Source organism: Shewanella sp. Actino-trap-3 (genome assembly GCF_002836275.1).
Taxonomy (GTDB): domain Bacteria; phylum Pseudomonadota; class Gammaproteobacteria; order Enterobacterales; family Shewanellaceae; genus Shewanella; species Shewanella psychromarinicola.
On record NZ_PJCE01000001.1, the window covers coordinates 1,609,022 to 1,626,519 of the forward strand.

Sequence of the window (17,498 nt, forward strand, 5' to 3'; positions counted from 1 at the left end):
ACATTACTCATTATTAAAGTGTAATTAGTAATAATCTCTAATCAAAATCTCGGCAATTTGCACACTGTTTAACGCTGCACCTTTACGAATGTTATCGGCAGTAACCCATAAATTTATACCGTGAGAGTGCGAAATATCTTTACGAACACGACCAACATAAACAGCATCATTACCTGCTGCATCAGTAACAACGGTTGGATATTCGTCATCATTTTCAAATAACACAATACCCGGAGCATCACGTAAAACGGCTTTAACATCTTCAGCATCAACAGGTTGACGCGTTTCAATATGTATAGCCTCTGAATGACCATAAAAAACAGGCACACGAACCGCAGTAGGGTTAACGACAATTTCATCGTCGCCAAAAATCTTTTGCGTTTCCCACACCATTTTCATTTCTTCTTTGGTGTAGCCATTGTCCATAAACATATCAATTTGTGGTAAAACATTAAATGCTATCTGCTTTGGATAAACCGACGGATCTGAAGGTAAACCTTGGAGTAATTTTGCACATTGATCCGCTAACTCTTCAATCGCTTTTTTACCTGTTCCTGACACAGACTGATATGTCGCCACGTTAATACGTGAAATACCAAAAGCATCATAAATTGGCTTAAGTGCAACTAACATCTGAATAGTTGAACAATTAGGATTGGCAATAATATTGCGATTGCGGAAATCCGCAATGGCTTCAGGGTTAACTTCAGGCACCACCAGCGGCACATCAACGTCATTGCGAAAATGTGAGGTGTTGTCGATAACGACACAACCCGCGTCACCCGCAATCGGCGCCCATTTTGCAGACACATCGCCACCAGCAGAAAAGAAGCCTATTTGTGCTTGTGTCCAATCAAACGTTTCTACATCAAGAATTTCAACTTGTTTACCGTGAAAACTGACCGTTTCGCCAGCACTGCGACTGCTCGCTAATGGAAACAACTTAGCAACCGGGAAATTACGCTGCTCGAGGATCTCAATCATAGTTTGACCCACTGCGCCCGATGCACCTAAAACGACTACATTAAATTCCTGAGACATAATTAACGCCCGACTCCTATTATCCAGTTTGAATGATCAATTTACCTTAGTTTGCTTATGCTTTACTAGGGTTAATGTGCTAAAAAGCCTACTTTGAAGTGATTATTTCTCAACTGGCTAGAAATACTGTTTTTTACCCTCAATATGTCCCTCTATGGGTCATATCGGTCCTAGGTCATTAATTAAAGCCTAAAGCGCTGAGCATCGATTGATTAATCCCATCATCAGATAAAGATTGCGTAGATTGAGTTAACGAGATGGCGCTATACTCTCGACGGTAAGTATGATTTTTACGCATTAAATCAAATCCTGCCGTCGTTGCAAAACAACCTCTGAAGGTTACATCATCATCACGTAAGTCATAGACTAAACGTGATAATTTCAGCAATTGGCTTTCGGTTAAATCACCTTGACTCACAATTTGATTAAATTGAAAGGTCGGTAACAAACTCGCCAATGATTTGTCCATCGGTAAACCGAGTAATTCACACCACTTTTGATACAATATAAAGGTGCCGCGAGCTTTGCCTTCAAGGCTATAACCGGCAATATGCGGCGTAGCAAACTCTGCCAAGGCGACTAATTCTGCCATAGGGTTAGGTTCACCTTCCCATACATCGAGCACAAGTTTGATATCGTCACGTTGTTGCTTAAATTTGATCAACGCTCGGTTATCAATGACCTCGCCTCGACAGCAATTTAATAACCATGTATTGGGTTTCAACTGATTGAGTCGAGTGTCATCAAATAAATACCAGGTTTTATGCTCACCCTGTTTGGTAATAGGCACATGCAAACTGATAATATCTGCATGTTCAATCAGAGTGTCTAGTGACACAAAGTCACGTGTATCACCTTGTTCGGCCTTAATAGGGTCGCACAACAACACTTTTAAACCATAAGCTTGCAAACAGTTCGCGGCTGCAGTGCCGGTATTTCCTGCACCCACAATGCCCACAACTTTACCTGCTAATGACCCACCGAGACGCTGAGCCAACTCCAGCATCGCAATAAAGGCATACTCACCTACTGCCTTCGCATTACATCCTGGCGCATTAGTAAAAAAGATATTGCGCTCTGCAAGATAATCAACATCTACATGATCAGTGCCAATCGTCGCACTACCCACAAATTTAAGCTTATGCGCTTGTTCAATTAACGCTGCATTCACTTTGGTCACCGAACGCACCAGCAACACATCGGCATCCTGCACTTGAACAGCGCTTAAGGTTCGGCCATTTACGTATTCAATTTCCCCTAAGTCACCAAACAAGGCATCGACATAAGGCATATTTTCATCGGCAATTATTTTCATTTTGGTATCTTATTTACTGCGAGTTTAACGACATCACATTACGATTTTTTATGGAAGTATCTTATACCAAATGCCCCCACCTCGTCATTCCTAAGATTTTTTATTGGGGATCCAGCTTTTGATTTTGCTTGTAAGCCTAGATGTTAGAGTGGACTGCGTCCTGCTAGTTCACTTCGCGGCTATAAAAGCCAACCTGCAAATAAGCATCAACGCTAGATACTAGAGCGGACTGCGTCCTGCTAGTTCGCTTCGCGGCTATAAAAGCCAACCTGCAAATAAGCATCAACGCTAGATACTAGTGCGGACTGCGTCCTGCTAGTTCGCTTTGTGGCTGTAAAAGCCAACCTGCAAATAAGCATCAACGCTAGGTACTAGAGCGGACTGCGTCCTGCTAGTTCGCTTCGCGGCTATAAAAGCGAAGCCAATACCTGATGCGTCTTTACGCTGCCCTTTCCGTAAGCACAGCGTCCGCTTATTATCGCTTATCATCGCTCTTCAGCTTTGCTTGTATAGCCTCTCACCGCGAAGCGAACTAGCATCTAGGCATTTAGCCCTTTAAGCGCAGCGTTAGCCTGTCATCGCCTGTTACCGTTTGCCACCTCTTGTCATCGCTGTCGCTTTTATAGCAGCGAAGCGTTCTAGCATCTAGCCGCGAAGCGACCCCGACTCTAGGCATTTAGTTTAAAAGGCAAAAACAAAAAAACCAGCACTGTTTCCAATGCTGGCTTTCATATCATTCGCAAGTTAGCCCACAAATAACGTTTTACGCTTTATATTTACGCATCACTAATGTTGCGTTAGTGCCACCAAAACCAAAGCTGTTGCTCATCATGGTGTTCAATTCCGCTTGGCGCATTTCACGCACCACTGGCATGCCAGCAGCCTTCTCATCAAGGTTGTCGATGTTAATGCTTGGCGCAATAAAGCCGTCTTCCATCATAATTAAGCTGTAAATCGCTTCATGAACACCAGCCGCACCTAAAGCATGACCTGTCAGTGATTTAGTTGACGCGATTGGAGGCATATTATCGCCAAACACTTCACGTAACGCTTCAAGTTCGCGCATATCACCTACTGGTGTAGAAGTGCCATGAGTGTTGATGTAATCAATTGGTGTATCCACATCAGCTAATGCCATCTGCATACAACGCACTGCACCTTCACCAGATGGTGCAACCATGTCATAGCCATCTGAAGATGCGCCATAACCCACAATTTCTGCATAAATTTTAGCACCACGCGCTAGCGCGTGCTCTAATTCTTCAACAACAACAATCCCGCCGCCGCCAGAAATAACAAAACCATCACGGTCTGCATCATAGGTACGTGACGCTTTTTCAGGCGTGTCATTGTACTTAGTCGATAATGCACCCATAGCATCAAAGCCCATGGTTAATGTCCAATCAACTTCTTCAGCACCACCAGCAAACACCATATCTTGCTTACCCATCTGGATAAGTTCAACGGCATGGCCAATACAATGGGCCGAAGTGGCACACGCGGAACTGATAGAATAACTCATGCCTTTAATTTTAAAGGGTGTTGCTAAACAAGCGCTTGCGGTGCTAGACATAATGCGTGGCACAATATAAGGACCCACGCGCTTAACGCCTTTTTCACGCAATGTATCAGCAGCCTGAACTTGGTTTTTTGATGACGCACCACCCGTACCAGCAATCAAACCGACACGAAAATTTGAATATTGTTCTTCTGTCAAATTAGCATCAGCAATTGCTTCCTGCATAGCAATGTAAGCATATGCTGCAGCATCGCCCATAAAGCGAAGAGCTTTACGATCAATATAATCAGCGGGGTTCATTTTGATGTCGCCCCAAACTTTACTGCGTAATTGCATTTCTTCAAACTGCGCCGAGTGGGTAATACCGCTGCGACCCGCTTTCAATGACTCAGTCACTTCTTGCTTGTTATTACCGATACTTGAAACGACACCCATTCCGGTGATCACGACTCTTTTCATTTTTTTGCTATCCATTTGGTACATGTCGGTACTTAATTGCGGCAATCATAGCTGCTTTAAAGTAATTAAGTGGTCAGCTTTCCATAAATACAGGTAAAATAATGCCAAGTTATCGGCCCAGAGTAAAATATTTTGTATAAAACATCTTTATTATCTGTATCCCCCAATTTACACAATTTGTACATTTGTGATTTATTGGGCGACAAAGTTAATCAAAATAGCCGATATCCCCAACTCGCTAAACAGTATATAGACACAGTATTGCAAAGCGGTGACGGTAATAGAGCCGCCACGAATACTCAACCACGTTTATTAACGCTAGGCCAACTCGGTTTTGGAGATGGTCATGAAATAATACTCTTATTAGCAGCATTAGAAGCGGCTAACCTGCAAAAACCTTTGAAAAAGCATCAAACTCGAGTTCATATCAGTGTGTTTGAACATTGTCCAATAAACCGAAAGCAACTTGAACACCAGTGGCAACAGCAAGGACTACTTCATTCGGATCATCATTTATTCGATTTTGCTCAAGCATTACTTAAATGTGAAATAGCGGCTATCGAAGGTTGCCAACGACTGAGTCTACTCCAAAACACATTCATTATTGACCTATATCAAGGTTCGCCTATAGCACAAGCCAAAACCATTGCCACGCCGAATCAACAAAGGATATCACATTGGTTTGCTCTTCCCCATACGAGCCAAGTCAGCCATTCGGATCATTATTTCAGTCAGCATTTGCTGTGGCAATATGGCCGGATCAGTGCTGATAATGCAACATTTTTAGCCGCTAGCTCAAATGATGACGATGTCACCACTACCATCAAAAAGCAATTAGCACTTTGTGGATTTTTACACACTACTTCGTCTCAATCAACTGATGACATCGCTATCGCGGAACGTAACGCATTAAGACAACAAATACGCCAACAGTTTGCTTATAACCCAATGCCATCTCTAGATTCTAACGACCAACCCCCTATAGCTATTATAGGTGGAGGTATTGCTTCTGCAAGTCTTGCCTTGTCGTTGGCTGAACGCGGAAAAGATGTAGTAATTTATTGTAAAGATGACACCTTAGGGCAAGGAGCGTCAGGCAACAAACAAGGTGCCATTTATCCTTTACTGACTCCCGAAAATGATTCGCTAAGTCAATTTTTTCAACAAGCATTTCTATACAGTCGACGTCGTATCCAGGCATTAATTGATGATGGATATTATATTGGACATGACTGGTGTGGCGTATTACACACGGGTTTTGATCTACGCAGCCAAACAAGATTAGATAAAATTATTCATGGTCAGGCGTGGCCAAGTGAGATTGCTTTTGCCGTAAATCCAATCCAAGCCACACAGCTTGCTAAAGTAGATATCCATAAATCTGGTTTTTATTATCCATTGGGTGGCTGGGCTTGCCCGTTTGAATTAGCACAAGCCAGCATTGCCAAAGCACAAACATTAACCAAGGTTCGCATTCTCTATAATAGCGACATTCACTCACTTGAATCACACTCATCTGGCTGGCAGCTGTTTAGTGCCGAAAACAAACACATCGCAACACACGATCAGGTAATCATCGCCTCAGGAGATCAACTGACTCGCTACAAACAGACAAAAAACCTTCAAATCACTGGTTTTAGAGGTCAAGTGAGTCATGTCCCATCTCAAGGTGAACTGGCGCAGCTTAATACTGTAATCTGCGCTAATGGCTATTTGACGCCACAACATAATCAACTGCATTGCGTCGGCGCGAGTTATGTAAAAAACCCACAGCATCTTGATTTTTGTCCAATAGAGCAGCATGAAAACAGCCTTAAAATGCAACAAAGCTTTCCAAATTCAAACTGGCCTAACGATATTGATGTTTCAAACAATGACGCCAGGATCGGCGTAAGGATGGTCAGTCGCGATCACTTCCCGGTAATGGGTTGTGCACCTGATGTTGAAGAATTGTTTGCGCGGTATGCAGTCCAGAAGCAATCCAAAGATAAACCCAGTCAATGGCAACGATACTGGCAAACGACACCTGCACCGATTTATGATGGCTTATATGTACTCGGCGGACTAGGCTCTCGCGGCCTAAGCTCAGGCCCACTCGTTGCCGAGTGCCTCGCTGCAAACTTATGTGGAGAACTGTCTCCCTTAAGTTCAGATTTGCAGGCACGACTTAGTCCAAATAGAATGTGGCTGCGTAAGCTGCTTAAAGGCAAAGCGTTGATGTAAAGGAGAAAGTCAAAACTAAGAATGGGTCCCTGATACAAGCATTTGAGGATGATGGCAATAAGCGGAAGATTGAACGGTAAACAAAATAGAATAAGCTAACGCTTATATTAGGGTAAAAGCAACCAAATTCGCCATTGCGATAATGCTTCTCAGCCGAAAGTAAACATATTTGACAGTTAAGTAACAATGAAGCAGATGAGTCTTGCGGCAGGCTATACTTATTAATTTGATTTACGTTTTGAGTACAAAACACCATTAAATAAAAGTTTCAGGATCTGACTGTTTTTCACAAAAATGTTATGAAACAGATAAGAGATAAAGAAAACACCGATTATCATTAGTATGTACTCCTGAATGGGTTCAAAAGTTAATCTTTCAAAAACAAAAACATATAACAAAATAATTAGAGGCTGATGAAGTATGTAGACGGTATAACTTGAATCAGAAAAGTTCCTTATAACTTTCGAACGCCTAGAACCAACAACATATAATATTGACAGAATAGACAACATTAGACTTCCAGAAGACAGGCGATCTAAGACTTTGTTAATAATCTCCCCAGCGAATATATTGAAATACGACATCAAAAAGAAAGCAATAAATATCAATAAGGATAATAAAAAATACTTAACACATAAGAAAGATGAAAACAACGCCTTGTTGATAAAACAAAAACACCCAATAATAAAATAACTGTAATAATAGAAAAGATTATGAAATGTAATAAACAAAACCGTTCCATCAAATGTTAACTTAGCCACAGCCAAACCAGTAATAGCAACAGAAGGAATACCCAAGTAAATCATAAAAAGTAAAAAAACTGGGGACATTTCTTTACTAGAAAGAATAAATTTACATAAAGGAAGCGAAATAATAAAGTAAACGACCAAATTACCTAAGAACCAAAGATGGCCTAACCATTGGCCCTTTAACAAGTAATCAATGCTATCCCAATCGTATGACTTATTATAGCTGTAATAATTCATGATAGGGTTTAACAATAACCCACAAAACAACAGCGGCAACAGCGCTCTTAAAACTCTATCTTTGGCGAAACCATTCCTGCCTTTACTGAAAATTAACATATAAAAGAACCCAGATATTAGATAAAAAGCCTCCATCCTAAAAATTTGAATAAAATCTGATATATATTTAATAAACCAAGATGTTTCATTAGAGAGAACCCTCCAATCCTGATCAATGCCATAAATAAGTCCTACATGATAAAAAAGCCCCAGTACCATCAATACCGCTCTGCAAAAGTCAAGCCCATGTAGCCGATTAAGATTTGCATTCATATTAGACTCACTGAAAACGATTTAATAAAATAATTTTACTTATAGAAAATAAAAAAAGAATGAAAAAAAGCGAAAGCCCCAAATAGAAACCTCTGAGGATGATGGAAAACCATGAAGACGGGGCTGACACTATCCGGACCGAGCCTAGTTTTATCGATACTCTTCTAATAAATCAGCAAGTTCTTTCTTAAAATCGCTGCCCAATTTAGGATCACGCAAACCATATTCAACAAAAGCTTTCATATAACCCAGTTTGTCGCCACAGTCGTGTGACTTACCTGTCATATTAAAAGCTTCAACGGTATCAGACTCAATCAGCATATCAATAGCATCGGTTAGCTGGATTTCATCACCCGCACCAGGAAGCGTTTTTGCGAGTAAGGCCCAAATCTTTTCCGACAACACATAACGGCCAACAACGGCCAAATTAGACGGCGCTGTGCCTAACTCAGGTTTTTCTACCATGTTGAATATTTTAGTCGAGTCACCAGGGTTAATAGTTTCGCCACCGCAATCGGCAATACCATACTTATGGACTTGATCATCAGGAACAGGTGCGACCATAATTTGACTAGCAAGAGATTCGCGATAACGAATTAGCATCGACGCTAAATTTTCAGTGCGTTGATCTGCTGAGTACGAATCTAAAATCACGTCAGGTAACACAACGGCGAATGGATTATCACCAATACACGGCTTAGCACATAAAATGGCATGCCCAAGACCTTTAGCTTCACCTTGGCGTACATGCATAATAGTGACATTTTTAGGACAAATAGCTTGTACTTCATGCAACAACTGACGCTTAACGCGTTTTTCTAACGTTGATTCAAGTTCATAAGATTTATCAAAATGGTTTTCGATAGCATTTTTACTGGCATGAGTCACCAATACGATTTCTTTAATACCGGCGCTAACACATTCATCAACGATATATTGAATCAATGGTTTATCCACTAAAGGCAGCATTTCTTTTGGGATGGCTTTGGTGGCTGGCAGCATACGCGTACCTAAACCGGCAACAGGAATAACAACTTTCATAAATATCCTTATTTAGCTAGCGCTAAGGCTAAAATGGCTAAAATTTAAAAAGTAAAACTAAAATGGATCAGGCGCTGGATGAGAACGCATCTTGTAAGAAGGCAAATAACGCACCAACCAACATAAGGTTAAGATGGTTAAAAATAATAAGGTATTCGAGGGAGATTGCAGGCTAAAGTCGACAGAAATATGCAGTAACATATGCACAATGGCCATAGCACATCCAAAGGCTACCCCCTTATACAGTTTGTTGTTACGTAGGTACATGGTCCGGCATGCTAACCAAAACGAATACAAGATCCAAAAACCTAAAATGGCTGTCATTACAATCCCGTACTCAATCACAAACTGAACGTATTCGTTATGAGCGTGGTCATAAAAACCAGAATAAAACTGCGGTTGGTGTTGGGGGAATACGGTATAGAAACTGCCGCCACCCGTGCCGGTAAATAAGTGCTGTTTAATAATCGGTAGACTATCAATTACCACTTCATCTCGGGTTTCGGCACTAAACGAGGTGTCGTTTAAACGTTGTTTTACCTTATCGACACCAAAAATTGAGCCTACAATCAATAAATCTAAAATAAAAAGACTAACAACTAAAGGTTTAAATAACGTTGGCGGACGACGGTAAATAAACAAAGACAACAACGAAACCACAGCCAAAGCGGTAAAAAATCCGGCGTTGCCCATACGCGAACGGCTTAAGATTAAGCCAATCACCATGATCACTATCGCCAAGCGTAAAATAAGTTTCCGACTGAATAATGTTGATAGTAAATCTATTAACATTCCGCGCAAATCGAACTCTGTCTTGCTGGTTTTTAGCTCTGATAACAGCCAACCAAACGCAATAGAAAGGCATAACGCTAAATAATTAGCAAAATGGTTTTGGTATACAAACGATCCCTTGGCCCTGTCACCGTCATGATAGCCAAAAATTGGTGATACATCTAACTGCAATAAATTCAGTAAGGTGCCATAAAAAGCCTGTATACAACCAGAAACAATAATCGCAATGAGTAACCAACGCAACGCCTGTGCCTGCTGACAATACTGACTTAGTAATAAAATGAATAGGGTAAAGCAAAAGGTTTTTAGTAGTTGCTGGGCGGTTTGATAGGCATCTACCGTATCAATAGCAGGTATCCAATTAAGCAGTTGCAAACACAAATACGCCAACATTAATCCTGTTGGAATTAAAAGATGTTTTTGCCAACGATAGCGTAGCAATAAGTCATTATTTTTAAAACAATAAACTATATGAGCGATTGCGAATAACACAATACCAAACTCTAACATTGCTAATGACCAAATTCGATTGCTGCCTAACGGGATCGGCATCCAAATAATTAATCCGCATAACCCTAACAACATAACACGTTGAAATGGCCCAAAAGACGCTGTTACTTTATTTTTCTGAATATTCATTAAGACACATATCCTGTTTAATCCATTGTTCATCATTGGCGCTAAAAGCAGGAATTGAATATTTAAAATAGGTACATATTAATGGGGTTAATTGATATTGCTTAGTCAATTTTTTTAAATCATTACGCATTAACCAATTTGCACTTGCGGCATTTTTAGCGGTAGTAAACACTAACTTTTTTTGGTTCACTGTTAAGTTAGGCCAATATGCAAAGCCGATTGCCAACACTTGATGCATGACTTCTGGAGTATAAGGCCCATAATGTAAGGCTTGTTCTAAATACGGCCAAGCTTGAACAATATCATCCTGTATAAAAGCCAAATTGTAAGCATAGTCGCTATATGCATTTGGCCAATTGGGTCGCTGCACAATAGCATCTAAATACAATTGATTAAATACCGAATTATTCGATTGCGCTAGCTTCGAAAATATACCCCACTCCATGACCTTGGCTAAGGTTAGTAGATAATGCGGGTTTTTGCTGTCAAGACTAAATGCGTAATTTGCTGCCAATAAGGCATTAGTATATTGTATTAATGTTGGTTTGCTGCTTTGTTGCCATTGGTCAATATAATACCGAGACTTAAAGTGATATGCGTTAGCGAATCCTTTTTGTAGCAATATAGGTAATAACCCTAGTAACGCAACAATAATAAGTGAGTATATTATGCGTCTTGTAGACAAGGTTATTTTATTCATCAATTATCTCGGCGCATTAAATAACGAGCAGGAAATACTGTGTGGTATCAATGTCGTCATTGAATAAGCATAATCTTCATCAACTAACGCACTTATTACATCATGGGCTAACGCCAGCTTAGGAGGCCGACGTTTTAATGAATGACAATCGGACGCAACGATAGAATATATTCGTTTCTGCATAAAATATTCGCTCAATTGCTGTGGGGCTGGTCCCATATCCCCCAATAACGATGCTGCGGTTAATTGAAATAAGCAACCAGCCTGCACAAAAGGAGTGATCCGCTCAGGATGGGTTTGTAACTCGCGGTTACGCTCTGGGTGAGCAATCATGGGTAATACATTTTTTGCTAATAGCCAACTAATCAGCTTGTCTGTACCCGGTGGAATATGGCTGCTAGGCAGTTCTAGCAGCAACACATCTTTTTGCTGATAACGGCCTAAAAAAGGCAATTGCTGTTGCTCAATAAACAGCATAATTTCTGGCGAAATTCTTACTTCTGCTGCGGCGCGAACTTGTATTTCTAAATTTGTTAACGCCAACGCATCACACAATACACCATAGGCTGCGTTAATTGATTGTAGATTATTATCATAAATACCTAAATGAATATGAGGGGTCGCCACCATACGCGAGATCCCTTGCTCCACTGCTAGCGTAACTAAACCAATGGCTTCATCAATTGATTTAGCCCCATCATCAATATTGGGTAATATATGGCAATGCATATCAATCATGCCTTAGTGTTTTCCTTATGGTTGGCAGCAGGCTGTTTAATTGAAGAGTCTGCACCATAGGCTTGGTAGTAACCATAATCACCCTGATACCGTTGGGCATTTTTGGTATCAAAATAATTTAATACCACGCCAAACACTTTGCTCCGGGCTTGATTTAACTTTGCTAAGGTTAACTTAATGATTTCACTGCGAGTATGACCGGTTTTAACCACTAAGACCGTCGCATCGCATAATGAGGTAATAATCAGCGCATCGCTCACCGCATGAACCGGCGGTGTATCAATAATAATTTTACCGTATTGTGTCTTTAACACAGTCAACAATTCAGCAAACTGACTAGAGGTTAATAACTCTTGAGGATTTAACGGCACCGCGCCTGCGGGCATTACATCTACGTTGGGTTTGACCTCTTTGACGATACAGTTATGTATACTATCGGTACCCGATAACACATTGGCAAGCCCTGGCTGATAAGTGGCTAAACCAAAGCGCATTCCTAAGCTAGCTTTACGCAAGTCGGCATCAATAATTAACACTTTTTCCATGGTTGCGTAGGCAAATGCTATATTCATTGACGTAGAAGTTTTCCCCTCATTAGGAGTCGAGGATGTCACTTCTATGGTCGACAATTCACTGCCCATAGCCATAAGCGACATCGAAGTTCTGATGGTCCTCACGGCTTCTGCATGCAAGCGTAACTTAGGATTGTAGAAAGCAAAGTTAATATCGTCATAACTGGTGCCTCTTTTGGCTTTAGGCACATAACCTAATGCCCGTTGCGATAATAACTTTTCAACATCATCACTGGTTTTTATGGTGTCGTTTAATGTATCCAGCAACAACACCAACACCATGGAGAAACCCAAGCTGGCAATAAATGCCAAAATAATGATCACTTTCTTTTTTGGTTTTTCAGGTATTAACGGCACAACCGCGCGATCAGTAAAACGTGCTACCGGTGAGTCAAAGTCGCTGGTCACTTCGGTTTCTTTTTGGCGAGCTAAAAAGCTGTCAAATAACTGTCTATTGGTATCGACTTCACGTAGTAAGCGCTGGTAATCAGTGTCTTTGGTACTTAAGTTTTGATAAGCGCCTTTGGCTTGGCTAAATTGTGCTTCTAATGCTCTCAAGTTTTGCACCGCGGTTTGGGCTTCGTCTTCAATCCCTTGTACTAAACGGCTTACTTGCTTAAGTAGGTTTTGTTGCACCGCAGTTAATTCAGCCTGTGCGGCAATCATTTTGGGGTGTTTAGGGCCATAAACTTGCTGTAGTTCAGACACTTTTCGCTCAACTAACACCACCTCGCGCTTTACGTTTTGTACCGACTGATGCGACGTCACCTCAGGTAAGCTTTCTAGACGGCTAATGTCAGTGGCACCATAACGTCTCACTACTGCCATAAAGCTGTCAGCTTCGGCTTTACGCGATCTCGCTACAGTAATTTCATCACTTAAACGCTCTAGCTCTTTAGCATCTAATGCCGTAACCCCTTCTACGTCAATTAGGCCATTTTCAACCTTAAAAAGCTCTAATTTATATTCAGACTTATCCAGATTTAAGCGTAAATCTTCTAAACGGCCACCTAACCACACATTGGCCTTTTGGGTCATGCCCATTTTGGCTTCTAACTGGCTTATAATGTAAGTATCACCCACAGCATTTGCTACCTGTGCGGCAAGCTGCGGATCTGAGTTTTCATAACTAATTTTTACTATTTGCGTTTTACGCACCGGGGAAATACTAATATTTTGGGCGAAGGTATTAATTAATAAATGTTTGGCAATATCTTGGTTAATTTGGCTATCAACTATAACGAATTCTTGAGGGATAAAATTTAACTTTGATATAAGCTGTGACTTAAGCTCAGCAAACCAACTTGGCGGCTGGTTAAAAACCGGGTGGTTTATTAAATCCAGATGGTTAAATACCCGCTCGGCAATACTTCGCGATTTAATAATCTCAAACTGAGTTAAATAATATTCTTGCTGACCAGAATTAATACCATACACTTCATCGATTTTAATCGCTTTAGCTTGCTCAGATTCAATCAGTAACATCGATGAAGCCTTGTAAATCGGCGTCATGCTATACACCACAAACACGGTTAATGCAGTCACTAGTAGCGCAAATGTAAAAATGCGCCACTTAAAAAGCAATATAGGTAAAAGCAGTTTTTTAACATCGATAAGTTGATCAATTTGCATTGCTGCAGGGCTAATTACATTGCCAGGGGAAGCACTTTGGCGTCTTTCTTGGAAGATCATTAAAAAAATCTCTGTTCAATAGTAATGGTGTCGCCGGCTAGAATCGGACTATTAATATTGCCGCGTTCAGACTCGACTTTGCTTCCCTCACGGGATATGGCAATTTTATCTTCCGAGGCTCTTTCGGTTAAACCACCCGCTAAGGCAATTGCTTGGTTAACCGTCATCCCAGGTTGATAAGGGTAACCACCAGGCTGTTTAACTTCACCATGGATATAAAATGGTCGGTATTCGACCATGCCGACAAACACACTTGGCTCAACAAAATAATCGCCTTTTAACCCCTTGTACACCAACTGCTCAACCTGTTTAATCGTGAAGCCATTTAATTTCAAAGCGCCCAAAAAAGGGTAATTAATGGTGCCACTATTGGTTATTTTGGTTTCTAGGGTTAAGGCGTCTTCACCATAAACTTTAATCACAATGGTATCCCCTGCACCTAAACGGTAATTTTGGGTTTCAGCACTGGCCAATATAGGTTTTATCAGCAGAAACAGTGCCATAACACAGAGACATAAATGAGCTACATACTTCATGGGATTCCTATAGAGTCATTTCTGCATTAATGAAATAGACGTTGCGATCAAACGTATATTGTCGATCAGTAGAATCAACTTGAGCAATATTGACACCAGTTTCTAAAGTTAACCAACGGCTAACACTATAATTAACGGCAAATTGGTAAACTTTACTTTTGTCTTCGCGTTCAATACCAGTGTAATTATCGTTGACATGGCTAAAGCCAATTTTCGATCTGAATAACTCACTCCATTCATGATTCCACTTCACGCCATAGCTGGTTACCCTTACATAATCTCCTAAACCATTTGGATCGCGACTTTCGCGTCCCGTGGTGAAGTCAAATGCCGAATAAGTAAGAGGTTTCCAGGTAACTTTAGCATCCCAAGATAAGCCGCTAAAATCTTCCCGGTTTTCATTATCAAAACTTTTTTGCTGATAACCTACTTTTATACTGCCCTCTGTCGCAGCGGTAGCCTCCCATTCGACTCCCAGTCTTGCTGTATTCGTTTTACTGTCACGGTCGCCTGTTGGATCAATCAAATCGTAGGTAGTGTCAACACTTTGCAAATCAATAAAAATACTGGTTGCTGAATGGGTATCATAATAAAGTGTAGTCCCTAAAGTAGTGTTTTCATAATTACGATATTGGGTAACTGTTTCAAAATTACTGTATTCCTTGCTAAAGTATTTTGCATTAACTCTTACCCTTGCTGGAGTCGTCTTTGCTCCATATTCATAATAGCCACCCGCACTGAGCACATCATAAGTATTAGGTTCATCTTGGCTGTTACCGCTATTACCCTCAAAAATACCTGTACCACGGTCTTCATGACCAGCAATGTACATTGCTTCAAGATTAAAACGATTTGATTGGTTTAGCTCAACCTCAGAACGCGCCCGAAGTAACACATCTAAATAATTGTCATCACTACTATCGAAATAATCAGCATATTCAATCCCAGCCTCTAAGGTATGGATATTGTTACCATCCAATAGCTGGGCTTGCACTGCTGGGGTAACCGTTAAAATCCAGCTGTCTTGAGTATCAGTTGTAGCACTACTGATATTATCATCATATTTCAGGCCGCTATTTAATCCTGGGATAAAATCAATTCCCGATTCAGTTTGAATCATGCCAGCGTTTTCATCTACGGCAAAAGCTGGGTTAACAAGTACTATTGAAGTAACGACAGTGGCAATGCAACTTAATTTAAATGGTATTTTCATAACTTATATCCTTATAAAATAAATAGATGATTAACAGGGAAAATGAAAAGGCTCTCATCTAGCCTGTCGATTTCAGTTTTAAACTTCTAACTAAATTGTTAATCTTTCGGCGCTCTTCTAATGGATAATCGAAAGATACCATCTAAGAACTTAGATGCTGGCTCAGATGCATTATGCAATGGCATATGATGTAGTCATCTCCGAATGCTTGTATCGGAGATCCAGCGTTTAATTTAACGTCTTATACAAGCAACAAATTACAGCTTTAAAGAGTTAGCGGAATGACGAAAATAGTAGACTTATAGAGTCATTAATAAACGTTTTTACCAACAAAGCCCGTAAAGAAGGTCAAAAAGACAATTCTTACATCCCACCACAATGACCAATTACGGATATAGGCAAGATCAAATTCAACTCGTTTCTCCATCTTTTCTAAAGTATCGGTTTCACCACGCCAGCCATTAACTTGCGCCCAACCGGTAATTCCAGGCAATACCTTATGACGTAACATGTAGTAACTCACTAACTTACGATATTCTTCATTGTGTGAAACAGCATGTGGCCTAGGACCCACTACCGACATTTCGCCTCTTAATACATTAAAGAACTGAGGTAATTCATCTAAAGACGTTTTACGAATAAATGCACCAACACGGGTAATGCGTACATCGCCTTTACGTGCTTGAGTCACTGTTTCATCATTTTCAGTCACTGTCATCGAGCGAAACTTCCACACTTTAATTTTTCGACCATCTAAACCATATCGATCTTGCTTAAATAGAATCGTTCCCGGAGAGGACATATATACTGCAATCGCGACAGCAATTAACACCGGTGATATAACAATGATGGCGCATATACTGAATGCAAGATCAAAACTACGTTTATAAAAACGTTTCATACCATGAACAGGTGACTCAAATACACTAATAGTATCGACCTCACCTACACTGCCAATATGAGCATGCATTAGATTTTTCAATAAGAAATCGGGCGTAATCAGTACATCTACAGTGCTGTCACCTAAGGTAAGAATAATCCCCGCAATGCGCTTTTCGGCTAACATAGGCAAGCAAACATATAACTTTTGTATTTCCCCAGTGCGAGCAAGTTCGACAGCATCGTTTATAGAACCGGTAAGTAAAGATGCATCTAAATTTTCAATTCTGCTTGGTTCTCGATCATCGAAGAAACCAACACATTCAAAACCTAATTCATCATGTTTGATGATTTCGTCATATAAATTTTTACCGGTTTCAGTTAATCCCACAATGGCGATTTTCTGGACGCTATAACCTTTTAAACGACGGACACGCTTAACCTCACGAACACAATAACGCCAACTGACTAATGCAAATACCGACAAAAAATACCAGGCGGCCATGGTGAAACGAGAATAAACCTCACTGTATTTAAATAAAAATAACACTAAGGTCATTAATAAGAATGCTATGGTGACATTAAAAAAAATCAACCAAGACATGGTTGAAAAACGACCCAAGCGCCAAGATCTATATAGCCCAAGTGACTCCCCTATATAACTATAAAAAAACAGTACACCACTTAACACCAATAAATAGTCTTTATTAAAGGTAATGTTATAACCGTGCATAATAATTAATAATGCACAATAAATAATACCAATATCAATGATCCGTAACAAAAAATTATAACGGGCACCGACGAACTGAAATTTTGAAGACCGATCCATTTCATTCAC

General features: G+C 40.4%; 13 protein-coding genes. 1 reads left to right on the forward strand and 12 read right to left on the reverse strand.

Annotated elements, in window-relative coordinates; all coding sequences use genetic code 11:
• Positions 1-24 precede the first annotated feature (24 nt).
• From CXF80_RS06880 to fabB, 3 genes are all read right to left on the reverse strand, one after another.
• On the reverse strand, positions 25-1,041 hold the full coding sequence (locus CXF80_RS06880; protein WP_101032178.1) for an aspartate-semialdehyde dehydrogenase: 1,017 nt from the start codon (positions 1,039-1,041) through the stop codon (positions 25-27).
• A 178-nt stretch (positions 1,042-1,219) separates the two neighbouring features.
• On the reverse strand, positions 1,220-2,356 hold the full coding sequence (locus tag CXF80_RS06885; RefSeq protein WP_101032179.1) for a 4-phosphoerythronate dehydrogenase: 1,137 nt from the start codon (positions 2,354-2,356) through the stop codon (positions 1,220-1,222).
• A gap of 763 nt (positions 2,357-3,119) precedes the next feature.
• Entirely contained in the window at positions 3,120-4,334 is a 1,215-nt protein-coding gene (gene fabB / locus CXF80_RS06890; protein WP_198554739.1) for a beta-ketoacyl-ACP synthase I, read from the reverse strand.
• A 132-nt stretch (positions 4,335-4,466) separates the two neighbouring features.
• Between fabB and mnmC the strand changes: the two genes are divergently transcribed.
• The gene (gene mnmC / locus CXF80_RS06895; RefSeq protein ID WP_157822190.1) at positions 4,467-6,557 is read left to right on the forward strand and encodes an FAD-dependent 5-carboxymethylaminomethyl-2-thiouridine(34) oxidoreductase MnmC; all 2,091 of its coding nucleotides are present in this window, start codon (positions 4,467-4,469) and stop codon (positions 6,555-6,557) included.
• Between the two features lie 221 nt (positions 6,558-6,778).
• On the opposite strand, the gene CXF80_RS06900 is transcribed toward mnmC, so the two are convergent.
• From CXF80_RS06900 to CXF80_RS06940, 9 genes are all read right to left on the reverse strand, one after another.
• Complete coding sequence (locus tag CXF80_RS06900) at positions 6,779-7,855, reverse strand: acyltransferase family protein (RefSeq protein WP_101032182.1); 1,077 nt, start codon at positions 7,853-7,855, stop codon at positions 6,779-6,781.
• Between the two features lie 150 nt (positions 7,856-8,005).
• Positions 8,006-8,896: a UTP--glucose-1-phosphate uridylyltransferase GalU gene (galU, locus tag CXF80_RS06905; protein WP_101032183.1), complete on the reverse strand. Its 891-nt coding sequence runs from the start codon at positions 8,894-8,896 to the stop codon at positions 8,006-8,008.
• Positions 8,897-8,953: 57 nt separating this feature from the next.
• Positions 8,954-10,327 carry an O-antigen ligase family protein gene (locus CXF80_RS06910; RefSeq protein ID WP_101032184.1) on the reverse strand — a complete coding sequence of 458 codons (1,374 nt, stop codon included), beginning with the start codon at positions 10,325-10,327 and terminating at the stop codon, positions 8,954-8,956.
• The gene (locus CXF80_RS06915) at positions 10,308-11,027 is read right to left on the reverse strand and encodes a hypothetical protein (protein ID WP_101032185.1); all 720 of its coding nucleotides are present in this window, start codon (positions 11,025-11,027) and stop codon (positions 10,308-10,310) included. Before CXF80_RS06915 ends, CXF80_RS06910 begins: the two co-directional genes overlap by 20 nt.
• Positions 11,028-11,030: 3 nt before the next feature.
• Positions 11,031-11,765 carry a tyrosine-protein phosphatase gene (locus CXF80_RS06920; RefSeq protein WP_101032186.1) on the reverse strand — a complete coding sequence of 245 codons (735 nt, stop codon included), beginning with the start codon at positions 11,763-11,765 and terminating at the stop codon, positions 11,031-11,033.
• Positions 11,762-14,029 carry a GumC family protein gene (locus CXF80_RS06925; protein ID WP_101032187.1) on the reverse strand — a complete coding sequence of 756 codons (2,268 nt, stop codon included), beginning with the start codon at positions 14,027-14,029 and terminating at the stop codon, positions 11,762-11,764. Before CXF80_RS06925 ends, CXF80_RS06920 begins: the two co-directional genes overlap by 4 nt.
• The gene (locus CXF80_RS06930; RefSeq protein WP_198554740.1) at positions 14,029-14,565 is read right to left on the reverse strand and encodes a polysaccharide biosynthesis/export family protein; all 537 of its coding nucleotides are present in this window, start codon (positions 14,563-14,565) and stop codon (positions 14,029-14,031) included. The genes CXF80_RS06925 and CXF80_RS06930 overlap by 1 nt, the downstream gene beginning before the upstream one ends.
• Positions 14,566-14,572: 7 nt before the next feature.
• Positions 14,573-15,778 (reverse strand): outer membrane beta-barrel protein, encoded by a 1,206-nt coding sequence (locus tag CXF80_RS06935; RefSeq protein ID WP_101032188.1) that lies wholly within the window; start codon positions 15,776-15,778, stop codon positions 14,573-14,575.
• Positions 15,779-16,088: 310 nt separating this feature from the next.
• Positions 16,089-17,489: an undecaprenyl-phosphate glucose phosphotransferase gene (locus tag CXF80_RS06940; RefSeq protein WP_101032189.1), complete on the reverse strand. Its 1,401-nt coding sequence runs from the start codon at positions 17,487-17,489 to the stop codon at positions 16,089-16,091.
• Positions 17,490-17,498 lie beyond the last annotated feature (9 nt).